This is a genomic window from Megasphaera sp. NM10 (genome assembly GCF_000417505.1).
Taxonomy (GTDB): domain Bacteria; phylum Bacillota; class Negativicutes; order Veillonellales; family Megasphaeraceae; genus Megasphaera; species Megasphaera intestinihominis.
In genome coordinates, this window is record NZ_APHY01000001.1 from 1 (window position 1) to 15,817 (window position 15,817).

The window sequence follows — 15,817 nt, forward strand, 5'->3', positions numbered from 1 at the left end:
TSATGGAACGGGGCGTCCTGGTAATTCATGGAAGGATTAAACATCCTCAGACACAGGGCAAGCAGGAACGGATGAATCAGACGTTCCGGAAGGGATGCATACAAGGTCCGTTGTACAAGAATCTGCGGGATGCCCAATCCCATTTCGATGCTTTTCGGGATTTTTACAACAACAGACGGCCGCATACATCGCTTACGTTAGAAACTCCGGCATCGCAGTACACATCCAGCCTAAGGAAATATCCCCGCAGGATTCGTTCCTGGGACTACGGTGAAGGCCTTGAATTAAGGCGCATCAAAAGTTCCGGCTATCTCACCTACGGAGGACAAGGCTACTTTCTCAGTGAAGCATTAGGCAATAAAATTGTCGCTGTCCGGGAGACAAAGTTGGATGGAAACTCCATTTTAACCTTGTACTTTAGGCAATTCATCATCGGGAAGATTGACGTAAATAAGCAAGTATTCCTGATGAAACGGGCTTATCTGATTCACAACGATCCTCGTTTAGAAGGAAAATTAAAGCTTCAATAAGAAGAAATTTGTAAACGATGTGCTTGCATAAAGTGTAAAGGATGTCCTTGCACAAAATGTAAACGATGTTATTCTTGACAACGTGGTCGCCCCTACAGAAAAAAGGCTTGCCGCATGTGCGACAAGCCTTTTTTTACTCGCTCTTAGTGATGAGCAATAGTTAATTCCTGGAAACGCTGAGCGGCTTTATCCGTCTTAACGAGTTCCTGGAGATGTTTGAGTTCTTCTGCTTCGACAGTTTCTGTCGTATCATAGCTGGCCGGTACGGTCTTAGCCAGGTAGATGCATCTACGGATAGCACCGATAGCTACGATGATGACCAGGACGGCCATGATGATGGAGACTGTGAACATCGTCCATTCACCCTTCGGCAGGTAGATTTCGAAGATGTTCAGGAAGTCGGCCCAGAAAATCATGACCATCAGGAAAGCCCAGGGAAGACCAGTAACCCAGAGGTAACGGGCTTTGCCCATGGAGCAGATGACAACCGACGAAATGGAGAGGGCGATGATAGCCAACAGCTGGTTGGATACGCCGAAAATCGGCCAAATCGTGGACAAGTTGCCGTTCAGTACGAGGTAACCCCATGCTGCGCAGATCAAAGCCGATGCTACGATAGCACCCGGTTTCCAGTTCGGGTCACCGAATTTCGGCCATACGTGGCCGACGAGTTCCTGGAGCATGTAACGGCCGACACGAGTACCAGCATCGATGATAGTCATGATGAACAAAGCTTCAAACATGATGCAGAAATGATACCAGTAGTTCATGAGGTGGTCGAGGCCAGGCAGGTTCGAGAAGATGTAAGCCATGCCGACAGCCAGGGAAACAGCACCGCCCGGACGATGAGCGACGTTTTCACCGACCATTTCGTTCAGGTGCGGCAGGTCGACGACCTGGATGCCCAGAGCCTGGAAGTGTGCAGCCGAAGAGTTGATAGCGAAGTAATCGTTCGGTACGAGGGCGCAGGCTGCAATCAGAGCCATCATAGCGACGAAGGATTCAGTAACCATAGCACCATAGCCGACAGGCAGGATGGAGCGTTCGTTCATGAGCATCTTCGGCGTCGTGCCGGTGGAAATCATGGAATGGAAACCAGAAACAGCACCGCAGGCGATGGTAACGAAGATGTACGGAAGGACTGCACCGGTAATGACCGGGCCGCCGCCAGCGCAGAACTGCGTCGTTGCCGGCATCTGAATCTGCGGGCCTACGATGAGGATGCCGAGAGCCAGGGCACCGATAGTACCGATTTTCATGTACGTAGAGAGGTAATCACGCGGTGCCAGAAGGAGCCATACCGGAAGGGCTGCGGCGATGAAGCCGTAGATGATCAGGGCGATGCAGATGCCGTTATGGCTGATGGTGAACATGGGCCCTAAGACCGGCGAAGCCTGGACTGCCGGACCAGCGACAACAGCCAGCAAGGTGAGGATGACGCCGATGATGGTGCCTTCTTTGATCTTGCCAGGACGCAGGAACTGCATGTAGATGCCGATGAAGATAGCGATAGGAATGGTCATGCCGATGGTGAAAGTACCCCACGGGCTGTTTGCCAGGGCATTGGCGATAACGACGGCCATGCCAGCCATGCAGAGGATATTCAGGAAGAGGACGGCGAAAGAAGTAGCTACGCCTGTCTTCTGGCCAATCTGTGCTTTTGCGATTTCGGCGATGGACTTGCCATCGTAACGCATGGAGCAGAAGAGGATGACCATGTCATGGACAGCACCGGCGAGAACCCCACCGATGAGAATCCATAAAGCGCCGGGCAGATAACCGAACTGGGCGGCGATGACCGGGCCGACAAGCGGGCCCGCACCAGCGATGGCTGCGAAGTGATGGCCGAAGACGACGTACTTGTTGGTCGGTACGTAGTCATGACCGTCTTCAAAGCGGAATGCCGGTGTGACTTTGTACTGGTTCAGCGTCAAGACTTTTGCGGCGATGAAAGCGCCGTAAAAACGGTAAGCCAGTACGAACACTAATGCTGAAATAATAACGAGATACAAACCGTTCATACAAAAAGAACCTCCTTTGATAAAATAGTATGCGTGCAACCCTTTCCGTATGAAACAAAATGATACCAACGTACAACGCTTGGAAATGGGGTACACTACACTACGCTCCCTTATTATAGAGCAGTTTTCCCGAATTGCAAGATGTACACTCAGCATAGTACGCTAACTGATTATAACTCAAAATACATTATCAAATTACAATTTGTTATAGTAAACGTTTTCATACTATATATAGCAATGAACGTTTAATTTACATACTAGATAAGCCATATAATTACTGAAAGTCATATGGATAAATGTCAACATAGCGATTTTTCATAGGTATTGCGAATAGAAAAGTTAAACCTTTTACCCTAGCCACGGCCAGTGGACAATGCTATAATGGCTATAGCTTTTGAACTTATCTTTTTTCATTATTACAGGAGGTTTTTATCATGTCTCAAACTGACTATACTTTGGTTCTGCCGGCTTTTACCATTGGCGTCCATGCTTATGATGCTATCGGCAAGATTACCCGTCATTTCGGCAAAAAAGTCGTCATCATCGGCGGCAAGACGGCCCTGTCCAAGGCAAAACAGCCCTTGCTCGATGCCATCGCCAAGACGGACCTGGAAGTCCTCGGCGTACTCTGGTACGGCGACGATGCGACGTATGAACACGTCGACCGCCTGCTCCGTGAACAGGCCGTCCAGGATGCTGACCTGGTCTTCGCCGTCGGCGGCGGCCGTGCCATCGATACCTGTAAAGTCGTCGCTGACCGGGCTGGCAAGGCCTTGTTCGCTTTCCCGACGCTGGCTTCCAACTGTGCTCCATCGACGGCCCTGGCTGTCATGTACAAAGCCGATAAATCCTTTGCCGGCTACTACTATCTCGACCAGCCGCCGGTCCATACCTTCATCAATATGGCCATCATTGCCGACTCGCCTTTCAAGTTCTTCTGGGCCGGCATCGGCGATGCTATGAGTAAAGAATGTGAATCGGAATTGGCCAGCCGTACGGCGGAACACTTCCATACGGTCCTCCTGGGCCGGGCCATCGGCAAAGCCTGCACGGCGCCGCTCTTGCAGTATGGTGAACAGGCCCTGGAAGATTTCAAGGCCAAGAAGATCACCTATGCCCTGCAGCAGGTCGTCCTGGATATCATCATCAGCACGGGCCTCGTTTCCAACTGTACGACGGGCGGCGGCGACTACTACTACAATTCGTCCCTGGCTCACATGTTCTATAACGCGTCGACGGTCCTGCCGCAAGTCGTCGAAGGCCATCTCCATGGCGAAACGGTTTCCTTCGGCGTCCTGGTCCTGCTGACCTATGACAAACAGTTTGAACTGCGCGACCAGGTAGCGGCCCTCTATAAGAAGTGCCATTACCCGACGACCCTGGCTGACCTCGATATCAAAGCCGGCGAAGTCGATTCCATCGTTGATGCTGCTCCGGCCCTGACCGAATGGACCTGCGTCCCCGAACCGCTGACCAAAGAAGCTTTCAAAAAAGCCATCATGGATACCGACGAATTCGGCCGTTCGTTATAATACCTTGAAGGCCGTTGGTCGAAGTGCTTCGATGAACGATGAACGGACTACGATGAACGTCATGATGTAGCGATAACTGGCTTTTTCGTGTATAATGAATTTTATAATAAGATTAGTTTGTAGTATGGAGTTTGTAGTTTGTAGAAGATGTTTTTAAATTTTTACCATATACTACAAACTGAAAACTTCAAACTTAAAACTCAAAAAGGAGCTGTCTTATTGCGACAGCTCCTTTTCAAACTTTTCACGCCACGGAGGGGATTATGGACCAAGTATTAGAACAAGTCATCAGTGCCATCGAACCGATGGATTTGGCAAAAACGGCAGAGTGCTATCAGCGCCTGGCCAGTCTGACCATACGCCAGGACAGCAAGTTGTCCTATCTGGCAGGCCGCATTGCCGGTGTACAGGGGACGCTGCATCCGGAAAAATTGCAGAAAGCCGTCGTCGTCTTTGCAGCTGACCATGCCGTCGATGGCGGAGAAAATAAGACCAAGGGCAAGAACAGCAAGGCCGACGCCCTGGAAATCGCCACTGGCCGAGGGCCTATCAATAAGGTGGCCCACCGCATCGGTGCCGGCGTCATGCTCCTTGACATGGGCCTGGAAGAAGATATCCCGGAATCGCAGGGCGTACAGAATTTAAAAGTCATGCACGGCAGCCATTTCTGGGCCCGCCAGGATGCCATGAGCGAAGATGAAATGATGGATGCCCTCTTCAGCGGCCTGCAGATCGGACAGAACCTGGCCGATGAAGGCTATACGGCTGTAGGTCTGGGGAACCTCGGCGAACGGGGACTGCTGACGGCTTTCATATTGACAGCTGTCTTTTTCCGGGACCAGCTGGAAGAACTGCCGGAGCACATGAAGTCCGGTCAGAAATTAGAGAAATTGAAGGAAGTCATCGACCAGCACCACTTCCATGCGTCAGATCCCCTGGACCTCCTGCGCCGTGCCGGGGCTCCGGACATTGCCGCCATGGTCGGCTTCATCCTGTCGGCAGCCCAGCGCAAGCTGCTCGTCATCTTTGACAACGCCGTCACCGGCTCTGCCGTCCTCATTGCCCGCGCCTTATGCCCGACGATTGACGATTACGTCTGCGCTTCGGCGCGCTATCTGGAACCGGTCCATCAGATGCAGATGAAGAAACTGGGCCTCAAGCCCTTCGTCGAACTGGACCAGAACCTCGACCAGGGCATGGGCTCGGCTATGGGCCTGACCATGCTCGACGCATCGGTACAGATGATGAATGAAAATTTAAAATAAGGAGCGATTTCCATGAAAACCTTATACCTCGATTGCTTTTCCGGTATCAGCGGCAATATGTTCATCGGCATGCTCATCCAGGCCGGTGTCCCCTTTGAAGCCTTTAAACAGGCCATGGCCTCGCTGAACCTGACGGGCTATGACTTGGTGTGCCACAGCGTCAACAAGCTGGGCATCCAGTCTATCTATTATAATGTCCTCCTCGATGCAGAACGTCATGACCACGGGGCTCACGACCATCATGAGCATCACGACCATGAACAGGGACACGAACACCATGAACACCACGCGCATCATGGGGAAGAGTTGGCCGGCCAGGGCCATCTCGTCGATATGACGGGCCATCATCATCACCATCAGCACCGGGGCCTTCCGGAAATTACCAAGATCATCGAAGGTGCACCTATCGAGGACGATATCAAGGCCAAGAGCCTGGCCGTATTCCAGGCCCTGGCAGAAGCCGAAGCCAAGGTGCATGGCGTCCCCGTCGACGAGATACACTTTCATGAAGTCGGCGCCATCGACTGTATCCTGGATATCGTCGGTACGGTCTGGTGCCTGAAATACCTGGGCATCGAACAAATCGCCACGTCGCCGCTCCATGCCGGCAGCGGCTTTGTCCGCTGCGCTCACGGCATCATGCCCGTCCCGGCACCGGCGACGGCCGAACTCCTGGCCGGGATTCCCTGGTATGCGACGGATATCAAAGGCGAACTGGTCACGCCGACCGGCGCTGCCCTGGTCAAAGTCCTGGCGCATGCCGGCGTCCGCCCGAAGGATTTCGTCTACGACACCGTGGCCTACGGAGCTGGAACGAAAGACCTGACTATCCCCAACGTCGTCCGCGGCTTCATCGGACAGGCAGGGGAAATATCGTAGGCTGTAAATCGTAGGGGATTGTCACACGAATGGATTTGCCATCATGCAAGGCTCCTTTCTCTTTATAGTTTGTAGTACAGAGTTTGTAGTTTGCAGAAAATGGCTTTAAATTTAAAACCATTCACTAAAAACTACAAACTGCAAACTTAATACTCAAAAATAGGCTGCCTTAATGCGACAGCCTATTTTTTTTCTTGACAAATCTCATACGTCATGGTATTATAATTAAGCACTGTGACGGGCACAACGGCCCGCCGGAATACAGCGTTGACATATCAATCCCGATGTGATATACTTAGAAAGTCGTCATGCGGAAGTAGCTCAGTGGTAGAGCATCACCTTGCCAAGGTGGGGGTCGCGAGTTCGAGTCTCGTTTTCCGCTCCATTTCCTTCGGGAAGCTATTGTTCCTCAATAGCTCAGTTGGTAGAGCAATCGGCTGTTAACCGATTTGTCGTAGGTTCGAGTCCTACTTGAGGAGCCATACAGGGGTGTCGCCAAGCGGTAAGGCAACGGACTCTGACTCCGTCATTCGTAGGTTCGAATCCTACTACCCCTGCCAATCATGATCCACTAGCTCAGTTGGCAGAGCACCTGACTTTTAATCAGGGTGTCCCGAGTTCGAATCTCGGGTGGATCACCACATTCCACATTATGTGGCCCCTTGGTCAAGCGGTCTAAGACATCGCCCTTTCACGGCGAGAACATGGGTTCAAATCCCGTAGGGGTCACCACTTGGGCGATTAGCTCAGCTGGGAGAGCGCCTGCCTTACAAGCAGGATGTCAGCAGTTCGATCCTGTTATCGCCCACCAAACTCTATTCAAGGAACTGGAGCATGAAGGTCTTCACCATCGTGCACGGTTCCTTTTTATTTTTACGCGCAGCGCCTGTACCAATATCCATATTTTGTACTACCGTCCATTGTCGTGTTACGGAACCGAAAGGCCATAAAAGAGTTGTCTTTATGGCCTTTTTTCATTATCATGAGAATATAGATGTTTTTGCGTACAGACAGGAGGCCAACGATCATGGCAGATACGATAAAAAATTGGGAAAAAATGAGACAGGCATTGCAGTTATCCGGCGCAGAGCTGCGGGAACTGGCACAGCACTTCCGGAAGAGTGCCGAAGACGCTCTGGAAGGGAAGGAGAGCTCCCTTTCGGCGCTGCGCACCTATCTGGGCTTGCCGACGGGACGGGAAACGGGGACCTTCCTGGCCCTGGATTTCGGCGGCACGAACGTCCGGGCTTCGCGCATCCGCCTCATGGGCGAACAGGGCTTTGCCGTAGAAAGCAAGGTGGCCAAACCCTTGAAATGCGCTGACTACGACTACACGGCTTCGTCGAAGACGGCAGACGAACTCTTCGACTTCATCGCCGCCATCGTCAAGGAAGCGGCTGACGGCAATCACGACTATAAACTGGGCTTTACCTTTTCCTTTGCCGTCGACCAGACGTCGGCCAAGGATGCCAGCCTCATCGCCTGGTCCAAGGAAATCGCCGTTCCCGGCGTGGCCGGCCAGTCCATCAATGGCCTGCTGAAAGAGGCCCTTGTCCGGGCCGGCCTGGACCGCATCGAACCGGTGGCCCTGCTCAACGATACGACGGCGACCCTCCTTTCTTCGGTCTATCAGCACAACCCGTCGCGCATCGGCATCGTCTGTGGCACGGGCTTTAACATGTGCTATTATGAACCGGCCCTGCAGATGATCGTCAACCTGGAAGCGGCCGGCTTCGACGGCGGCCCGGCTACGGTCTGGGACCGCCTCGTCGATGAAGCGTCTCAGCTGCCTGGCGACCATCCCTTTGAAAAGATGATCGGCGGCCGCTATTTGAGCGAAGTCTGCCGCGTCGTCTTTGGCGAATACCTCAAACGGGACATCCCGTATTTTACGACGCGCGACATGAACGAACTCATTTCCGGCCAGCAGACGGCAGAAGAACTGCTCGGTTTCGCCGTCAGCGAAGAAGAGCAAGAAGGCCTCTGTGCCCTGGTCCGGGCCGTCTTTGCCCGGGCAGCCCAGCTCATCGGGGCGGCCAGCTTCGGCCTTCTCAGTCACTTGGCAGAGGATAAGGGCTTTACGGAACAGTCCATCGCCATCGAAGGCAGCCTGGTCGAAAAGATCAAAGGCGTTCCGTCGCTCATCGAAGATGCCATCTGCGTCTTCTGCATGGCTCCGACCGAAAATACGCGCATCCACGTCATCCCCAACAGCAACGGCGCCTCCGTCGGCGCTGCCATCGCTGCGGCACTTTGTAGATAATAGTCAGCCAGCGGAAGTGCTATTCTATACAGACAGCTTCTTATGGAGTTTTGAGTTTGTAGTTTGTAGTAAAATGGCAGCCTTTTTCTGTGCGGCACAGCGCCCACCAGCTTGACGTCCGTCCCTGGATTCCTTATAATGAAACTATGACCCGGCCCCTGCGGATTTTTCCGCCGGGGCCTGTTTCGTGAAGGGGGAACCAGCCATGCAACTTGCCGAACTCATCAACGCCCATCGCCAGAAACTCAACAATACGGATATGGGAATCTGGAAGTACATTTTGCAGCACCGCGCTGCCGTCCGCCACAGCTCGATCCATGAACTGGCCAAGGCCTGTCACGTCTCGACGACGACGATTGTCCGCTTTGCCCAGAAATTAGGCCTCGACGGCTTCGGTGAATTCAAGATGCTCCTCAAGCGGGAAGAACCGGAAATTTCCTGCTATGATACGAATGTCATGGACGAACTCCAGCGCTTCTATGAACAGACCGTGGACAAGCTGTGCAGCCGTAACTTCGATAGCGCCAGCGCCCTCGTCCATGAAGCCAACCGGATTTTCACCTATGCGTCGGGCTACGTCCAGAATAACGTCGTCCAGGAGCTGAAGCGTCTTTTTTTCTACGATAACGTCATGCTCTACGACGTACCGGCACGGGAAGAGTTCCGCAACCTCATCCGGACCATGACCAAAGACGACTTGTTCATTATCGTCTCCTTCTCCGGCGAATCGCCGGCCGTTAAGGAACTGGCCCAGGCCCTGAAACTGCGGGACATTCCCTTCATTTCCATTACCCGCCTGCACGACAATACCCTGGCGTCGCTGTCGACGGTCAATTTTTACGTCTCGCCGGCCCGCTTCCAGCTCTATGACAAGGAAGACGACCACGTCGCCTTTCAGTCCATGATGCCTTATTTTGTCCTGGCTGAGATATGGTATGTGAAATATTGTATGTATCTGCACCATTTGAAACAAGAAAAAGAGGCTTCCCGATAGGCTGTACCAAAGTACAGGAAATGTACCAGGTTACAGGCCGGGGGCCGTGTGCCAGAACGCCGCGAATCTATTGTATTCGCGGCGTTTTTTTTTATATCCTGTTACTAAGGAAAGCTTATGTACTTTGTTTCACAAACGGGAGGAATTGTCTATGTCATTCAACAAGGACCGCGTGATGCAGGAACTGCAGCGTTTTGGCGGCGCTATGTACACACCGGTCATCTTATTCGCCTTCTTCGGGCTGACTGTCGCCTTGTCGATCATCTTCAGCAATACGGGCCTCTTCGGCAGCCTGGCAGAAAAAGGGACCCTCTGGTATGATTTCTGGTACGTCGTCCAGCAGGGCGCCTGGACCGTCTTCAATCAGATGCCGATCCTCTTTGCCATCGCCGTTCCCATTGGCTTTGCCAAGAAAGAACAGGCCCGCTGTGCCATGGAAGGTTTCGTCATCTACATGGTATTTAACTATTTCATCGCCGGTATCCTGACCCTTCACGGCAGCTACTTCGGCGTCGACTATAGTCAGAACGCCGGTGCCGGCACGGGCCTGGCCATGATTGCCAACATCAAGACCCTGGACATGGGCATGCTCGGCGCTATCTTCATTGCCTGCATCTCGGCCTACCTGCACAACCATTTCTATGATACGGAAATCCCGGACTGGCTCGGCATCTTCAAGGGACCGGCCTTCGTCGTCGCCGTCGGCTTCCTGGTCATGCTGCCCATGGCGCTCCTCTTCTGTTACATCTGGCCGCCTATCCAGCACGGTATCGAACAGTTCCAGTTCTTCCTCAAGACCAGCGGCATCTTCGGCGTCTGGGCTTACACCTTCTCGGAACGCATTCTCTTGCCGGCAGGCCTGCATCATTTTATTTACCTGCCCTTCATTTACGGTCCGGCTGTCTGCGACGGCGGCATCCAGGCTTACTGGCTGCAGCACCTCAATGATTTCGCCACCAGTGCTCATTCCTTGCGGGACATGTTCCCCCAAGGCGGCTTTGCCCTCCACGGCAGTGCCAAAGTCTTCGGCCTGCCCGGCGCAGCCTGGCCATGTACTATTGTGCCAAACCGGAAAAACGCAAGAAAGTCGCAACCCTGCTCATTCCGGCTACGATTACAGCCGTCCTCTGCGGCATTACCGAACCGATTGAATTTACCTTCTTGTTCGTCGCTCCGCTCTTGTACGTCGTCCATGCCGTCTTAGCGGCTACCTTGTCGGCGACGCTCTATTTCATCGGCCTGTCGGGCAACTTCGGCGGCGGCCTCATCGACTGCTTCGTCCAGAACTGGATCCCCTTGTTCCGCTATCATGCCTGGACCTACATTTTGCAGATTGCCATTGGCCTCGGCTTTACGGCCATTTACTTCGTCGTCTTCCGCTTCCTCATCCTTCACTTCGATTTGCCCACGCCGGGCCGTACCGATGATGGCGGCGAAGACAAATTGTTCACCAAAGCGGAATACAAAGCCAAGAAAGAAATGGAAAAGAAAGGCATTGCCGGCGGTGCCGATGCCCTGAAAGCCCAGGTCTTCCTCGATTGCCTCGGCGGTCCGGATAACATCCGCGAAGTCACCAACTGCGCAACCCGCCTGCGCGTCACGGTCAACGACCCGGATAAGGTCGCTGCGACCAGCAAGTTCACCAATGCCGGTGCCTTTGGCCTGGTCAAGAACGGCCACGCCATCCAGGTCATCGTCGGCCTGTCCGTGCCCAATGTCCGCGGCCACTTCGACGCCCTCATGAAAGGGGAAATGCCGGCAGCCGTAGAAAACACGGTTCCGGAAACGAAAGAAGCCTCGGCAGAAACGCCGGCAGCTCCGGCTGCTGAATCCATCGCTTCCGTCGATGAAGACGACCGTTCCATGAAGCTGAAAGCCTTTGTCTCCGGCGACCTCGTCGACATCAGCGAAGTACCGGACGATGCCTTCTCGCAGAAGATGATGGGCGATGGCGTCGCTATCAAACCGTCGGGCGATACCATCGTCGCCCCGGCAGACGCGACCGTTTCCATGATCATGGAAAGCTCGCTCCATGCGATTGGCCTGGAACTGAGCAACGGTGCCGAAGTGCTCATCCACATCGGCTTGGATACAGTCAATATGAATGGCGACGGGTTCACGCTGCTGACCCAGCAGGACGCCCAGGTCAAAGCCGGTGACCCCTTGATCCGCTTCGACCGCGATGCCATCGCCAAAGCCGGCTATAACGACATCGTCATCATGGCCGTCACCAACTCGACGGAATACCCGCAGATGAAGAAGGAACCGGACCAGCCTGTCGTCGCTGGTGAAACACCGATTGTCATTTTCTAGGAGGGTTTTATGGATACTTTGAAATGGTGGCAGCAGACGGCTGTCTATCAGATTTATCCCCGCAGCTTCCAGGACACGACGGGCAGCGGCGAAGGCGATATTGCAGGCGTTACGCGCCACTTGGATTATCTCAAGAAGCTCGGTGTCGGGGCCATCTGGCTGACGCCGGTCTACCCGTCGCCCATGGTCGACAACGGCTACGATATCAGCGATTATACGGCCATCGACGGGCGCTACGGCACGATAGAAGATATGGATACCCTCATTGCCGAAGGGAAGAAGCGGGATATCCGCGTCGTCATGGACCTGGTGTACGACCACACGTCGGACCAGCACGCCTGGTTCCAGGAATCGATGCGCAGCAGCACGAACGACAAAGCGGACTGGTACATCTGGCGCGATGCCAAAGAAGACGGCTCGGCGCCGACGAACTGGCGCTCCATCTTCGGCGGCCCGGCCTGGACGTGGTGCGAAGAACGGCAGCAGTATTACCTGCACACCTTCGCCGTCGAACAGCCCGATTTGAATTGGGAAAATCCGGCCGTCCGCCAGGCCCTCTATGATGCGGCCAATTTCTGGATAGCCAAAGGCGTCGGCGGCTTCCGCATCGATGCCATCGTCTACATCAAGAAACCGGCCGTCTTCACAGACGGCCCCGTCGACGGCGCCGACGGCCTGTCGTCCATCCACAAGATGATCGCTAATACGCCGGGCATCCTCGACTTTCTCCACGAATTCCGCCGGAAGGTCTTCGACGGCCACGATATCTTCACCGTCGCCGAAGCCAACGGCGTCACGCCGGCTGACCTGCCCCAGTGGGTCGGTAAGGACGGGGCTTTCAGCATGCTCTTCGAGTTCAGCCATGTGAACCTGGAATTTCCTGACGATGAAGTCTGGTGCCGCGCTGAAAAATGGCCCCTGACCAAGCTCAAGAAGGCCCTGTCCGACAGCCAGCAGGCGACGGCAGCCAATGGCTGGTATCCCATCTTCTTCGAGAACCACGACCAGATACGCTGTGTCAACCGTTATTTCCCGGAAGGGACGGATAAGAAGAAGGCGGCCAAAGCCATGGCGACCATCTTGTTCAGCCTGCGCGGGACGCCCTTCATTTACGAAGGCCAGGAATTAGGCATGGCCAATACGGCCTTTGCCCGTATCGAAGACTACAATGACATTTCGACGCACGGCCAGTATCAGCTGGCCCTGGATGAAGGCTTTGCACCGGCAGAGGCCCTGCACCTCGTCCAGGCCCACAGCCGAGATAATGCCCGGACGCCCATGCAGTGGACGACGGCAGCCCAGGCCGACTTTACGACGGGGACGCCGTGGCTGCCCGTCCATGACGATTACCTGCAGTGCTGTGCTGAGAGCGAAGAACACGATGCTGATTCGGTCCTCTGGTACTACCGCCGCATCCAGGCCGAACGCTTCCAGGGGGAAGCGGCAGCCATCCTGCAGCGAGGGCGCTACGAAGAGCTGCTGGCTGATGATGAACGCATTTACGCTTTCAAGCGTATCTTAGACGACCAGGCGACATTGACGCTGGTCAATTTTACCAACGAAACCATCGATTATGACGCATCGCTGACGGAAGGCGCAACGGTCCTTCTGGGCAACTACGACGCCCAGGAAGCCGGAAGATTGCGCCCGGCCGAAGCCGTCATCTATCGTGTATGAGGAGGATTATTATGTTAAAAATTGCTGCCAGCGATTATGACGGAACCCTGTTCCGCGACGATATCATTACGGCCCGCGATGCCGAAGCCATCCGCAGATGGCGGGCTGCAGGCCATAAATTCGGCGTCGTGTCCGGACGGGACCACGGCATGCTCATGCCCCAGCTCAAACACTATGGCGTCGAATATGATTACCTGGCCTGCAATAACGGCGGCCTCATCAGCGATGACCAGGACCGTGTCCTCTGGGAAGCCCGCATCGAACCGGCCGTCCTCAAGGCCGTCAGCAAGCTGGAGCTGGTCCGCAAGTCCTTCCATTTCTCCTTCTCTTCGCAGGACCGGACCTATCTCTGCCATGATTTGCCGGGCACCTGGGTCTGGCGGGAAGCGAAAGAATGGGACTACCCCATCGTGCCGATAACGGAAGACGACATCGACTATCTGCCCCAGACGATTCACCAGTATTCCCTGGGCTTCACCGATCCCGACGATGCCCTGGCAGCGAGCGAACAGGTCAACGCCCATTTCGGCGATACCGTCCATGCCTATCCCAACCGCTGCGCCGTCGACATCATCCCCTCCGATATCAGTAAACAACAGGCAATTGCCCACACGCTCTCCCTCTTTGGCTGGGACGGTGCGGACATCCTGGCTATTGGCGATGAAATCAACGACCTGCCCATGATCCTGGGCTATAACGGCTATACCGTCGCCACGGCCCGTCCGGCTATCCAGGACCAGGCTCGTAAAGTCTATGACAGCGTAGGGGCCATGCTGGAAGATAATTTATAAGAAAAGAGGTCCTTACCATGGATTTGAATAAAAAAGCCCTGGTTGTCCTGGCTGCCGTGACTCTCGGCACTGCCGGCACGGCCCTGGCCGCATCGGCTGACAGCTTCTCCGATGTCCCCAAAGACCACTGGTCCTATGAAGCCCTGGATTACCTGGCAAAAGAAGGCGTCATCGAAGGCATGGGCAACAGCACCTTTGAAGGCGGCCGCACCATGACCCGCTACGAAGTCGCCAGCATCGTCGCCAAAGCCATGCAAAAAGGCGGCGGCAACTTCGGGGACAAGACGGTCCTGGAAAAACTGCACGCCGAATATGCCGACGAAATCAACGTCTTGCAGCAGCAAGTCGCCAAGAACACCAAGCAGATCGAGCAGAATACCAAGGATATCCAGGAAAACAAGGAAAAAATCGACCGAGTCAAATTGTATGGCTTCATGCGTACACAGTACGATTATGACAAAGATACGACCTCCGGCACTATTGATAAACAGACTAATCGTTTTTACATGGACTTACGCGGCGACTTTAAGGTCAACGATTACTGGACGGTCAAGTTCCAAAGCGAAACGAACCGCCATTATAATGACGGTCATCGGAGGGCTAATGAAGGCGGCATCAATAATTATGGTAAAGATAATTACACTGGTCAAAAAACATGGTCTGGCCACGATGGCAATATGCAGAGAATCTGGGTTGAAGGTAAGAAAGATGGCCTGGGCTGGATTAATATAGGCCGTGCCTGGCGCGGATTAGGCTTCCAGAATGTCCTCGTCGGCAATGAAACCGATGGTTTGCAATTCGGTGTCCCCATCAAAGGAACGAACTTGACGGCCAGTGGGTTCTGGTTTGCTTCAACCGGGGATGGCAACAAAGAAAGCCTCTATGGTGCCGCAATTTGGGGACCTGTAGCTAAGAATTTGGATATCAATCTTGCCTATGCAAAGAGCAGTCTGGACAAAGGAGAAATTAATAATTCGGGCAATATTGACTATTACTATGCTGATTCCAATGATAAATATAAAATCAAGCCCAAATATGGTTACGGCGAAAAGAATCTAAGAAGTTATGGCTATGTCCTCAGTATGTCTACGAACATAAATAAAGACTTGCGCTTTATTGCCGACTATGCCAAGACCGATGCCGATTTCCAGAACAACAGCATCGCTTTGCGTTTGAATTACAAAGATGCTGATTATAAAAAGCCTGGCAGTTATGGTCTTTATCTGCGTTATATTAAATACGGCAAAAACGGCTGGCTCGCTGGGGATGACGAATGGAACTCCACTTGGTATGGTACCAAGGGTTGGATTGCCGGTGTCCGTTATGCCCCGTGGAAAAACATTATCTGGGAAACGATGTATTCCAAACAGAAACGCCACTGGAGTACGTCGGATGAATATGACCGTAATCTCTTCCGGACTGAACTGGATTTCCATTTCTAAAATTTAAGGCCTTTCCTCGGACTCAGATGCGGCTGCGCCGCGACAGACTCAAACTGACAACGACGCTGCGGGAAACCCTCAGCGCGTAGCGGGCCGCCCGCAGCCACTGT

Annotated in this window: 11 protein-coding genes, 6 tRNA genes and 1 pseudogene; 17 read left to right on the top strand and 1 reads right to left on the bottom strand. The window is 53.7% G+C overall.

All coding sequences use genetic code 11. The features are described 5' to 3' along the window. Window positions 1-530, top strand: a 530-nt coding sequence (locus NM10_RS00005) for an integrase core domain-containing protein (RefSeq protein ID WP_020309584.1), incomplete at its 5' end; no start/stop codon positions are given. A gap of 143 nt (window positions 531-673) precedes the next feature. Here NM10_RS00005 and NM10_RS00010 read toward each other — a convergent pair. Further along, complete coding sequence (locus NM10_RS00010) at window positions 674-2,551, bottom strand: carbon starvation CstA family protein (protein WP_020309585.1); 1,878 nt, start codon at window positions 2,549-2,551, stop codon at window positions 674-676. A gap of 434 nt (window positions 2,552-2,985) precedes the next feature. Between NM10_RS00010 and NM10_RS00015 the strand changes: the two genes are divergently transcribed. The 16 genes and pseudogenes from NM10_RS00015 to NM10_RS00085 all read left to right on the top strand — a co-directional run bounded on the left by NM10_RS00015 (window position 2,986) and on the right by NM10_RS00085 (window position 15,707). Next, entirely contained in the window at window positions 2,986-4,083 is a 1,098-nt protein-coding gene (locus NM10_RS00015; protein ID WP_020309586.1) for an iron-containing alcohol dehydrogenase family protein, read from the top strand. A 263-nt stretch (window positions 4,084-4,346) separates the two neighbouring features. Continuing rightward, entirely contained in the window at window positions 4,347-5,348 is a 1,002-nt protein-coding gene (locus NM10_RS00020; RefSeq protein ID WP_020309587.1) for a nicotinate-nucleotide--dimethylbenzimidazole phosphoribosyltransferase, read from the top strand. Between the two features lie 12 nt (window positions 5,349-5,360). Continuing rightward, complete coding sequence (locus NM10_RS00025; RefSeq protein WP_020309588.1) at window positions 5,361-6,227, top strand: LarC family nickel insertion protein; 867 nt, start codon at window positions 5,361-5,363, stop codon at window positions 6,225-6,227. A 310-nt stretch (window positions 6,228-6,537) separates the two neighbouring features. Beyond that, window positions 6,538-6,612 (top strand) — tRNA-Gly (locus NM10_RS00030). 21 nt (window positions 6,613-6,633) lie between these two features. Next, window positions 6,634-6,709, top strand: a tRNA-Asn gene (locus NM10_RS00035). A 3-nt stretch (window positions 6,710-6,712) separates the two neighbouring features. Beyond that, window positions 6,713-6,787, top strand: a tRNA-Gln gene (locus NM10_RS00040). Window positions 6,788-6,792: 5 nt separating this feature from the next. Beyond that, window positions 6,793-6,868 (top strand) — tRNA-Lys (locus NM10_RS00045). Window positions 6,869-6,883: 15 nt separating this feature from the next. Then, window positions 6,884-6,959 (top strand) — tRNA-Glu (locus NM10_RS00050). Between the two features lie 3 nt (window positions 6,960-6,962). After that, a tRNA-Val gene (locus NM10_RS00055) sits at window positions 6,963-7,038 on the top strand. Between the two features lie 216 nt (window positions 7,039-7,254). Continuing rightward, on the top strand, window positions 7,255-8,490 hold the full coding sequence (locus tag NM10_RS00060; RefSeq protein ID WP_020309589.1) for a hexokinase: 1,236 nt from the start codon (window positions 7,255-7,257) through the stop codon (window positions 8,488-8,490). A 205-nt stretch (window positions 8,491-8,695) separates the two neighbouring features. Continuing rightward, window positions 8,696-9,484, top strand: a complete 789-nt coding sequence (locus tag NM10_RS00065) for a MurR/RpiR family transcriptional regulator (protein ID WP_020309590.1) — start codon at window positions 8,696-8,698, stop codon at window positions 9,482-9,484. Between the two features lie 205 nt (window positions 9,485-9,689). Beyond that, a pseudogene (locus tag NM10_RS00070) lies at window positions 9,690-10,630 on the top strand (PTS transporter subunit EIIC); the annotation flags it as partial. Window positions 10,631-10,927: 297 nt separating this feature from the next. Further along, window positions 10,928-11,797 carry a glucose PTS transporter subunit IIA gene (locus NM10_RS15200; RefSeq protein ID WP_442852350.1) on the top strand — a complete coding sequence of 290 codons (870 nt, stop codon included), beginning with the start codon at window positions 10,928-10,930 and terminating at the stop codon, window positions 11,795-11,797. Between the two features lie 9 nt (window positions 11,798-11,806). Then, window positions 11,807-13,474 carry a glycoside hydrolase family 13 protein gene (locus tag NM10_RS00075; protein ID WP_020309591.1) on the top strand — a complete coding sequence of 556 codons (1,668 nt, stop codon included), beginning with the start codon at window positions 11,807-11,809 and terminating at the stop codon, window positions 13,472-13,474. Window positions 13,475-13,485: 11 nt separating this feature from the next. Next, complete coding sequence (locus NM10_RS00080; RefSeq protein ID WP_020309592.1) at window positions 13,486-14,265, top strand: HAD-IIB family hydrolase; 780 nt, start codon at window positions 13,486-13,488, stop codon at window positions 14,263-14,265. A 17-nt stretch (window positions 14,266-14,282) separates the two neighbouring features. Next, window positions 14,283-15,707 (top strand): S-layer homology domain-containing protein, encoded by a 1,425-nt coding sequence (locus tag NM10_RS00085; RefSeq protein ID WP_020309593.1) that lies wholly within the window; start codon window positions 14,283-14,285, stop codon window positions 15,705-15,707. Window positions 15,708-15,817: the final 110 nt, after the last annotated feature.

Excerpts from the sequence above, each read along its gene's own strand:
- NM10_RS00010 (WP_020309585.1), bottom strand. The coding sequence starts at position 2,551 with ATGAACGGTTTGTATCTCGTTATTATTTCAGCATTAGTGTTCGTACTG.
- NM10_RS00015 (WP_020309586.1), top strand. The coding sequence starts at position 2,986 with ATGTCTCAAACTGACTATACTTTGGTTCTGCCGGCTTTTACCATTGGC.
- NM10_RS00020 (WP_020309587.1), top strand. The coding sequence starts at position 4,347 with ATGGACCAAGTATTAGAACAAGTCATCAGTGCCATCGAACCGATGGAT.
- NM10_RS00025 (WP_020309588.1), top strand. The coding sequence starts at position 5,361 with ATGAAAACCTTATACCTCGATTGCTTTTCCGGTATCAGCGGCAATATG.
- NM10_RS00060 (WP_020309589.1), top strand. The coding sequence starts at position 7,255 with ATGGCAGATACGATAAAAAATTGGGAAAAAATGAGACAGGCATTGCAG.
- NM10_RS00065 (WP_020309590.1), top strand. The coding sequence starts at position 8,696 with ATGCAACTTGCCGAACTCATCAACGCCCATCGCCAGAAACTCAACAAT.
- NM10_RS00075 (WP_020309591.1), top strand. The coding sequence starts at position 11,807 with ATGGATACTTTGAAATGGTGGCAGCAGACGGCTGTCTATCAGATTTAT.
- NM10_RS00080 (WP_020309592.1), top strand. The coding sequence starts at position 13,486 with ATGTTAAAAATTGCTGCCAGCGATTATGACGGAACCCTGTTCCGCGAC.
- NM10_RS00085 (WP_020309593.1), top strand. The coding sequence starts at position 14,283 with ATGGATTTGAATAAAAAAGCCCTGGTTGTCCTGGCTGCCGTGACTCTC.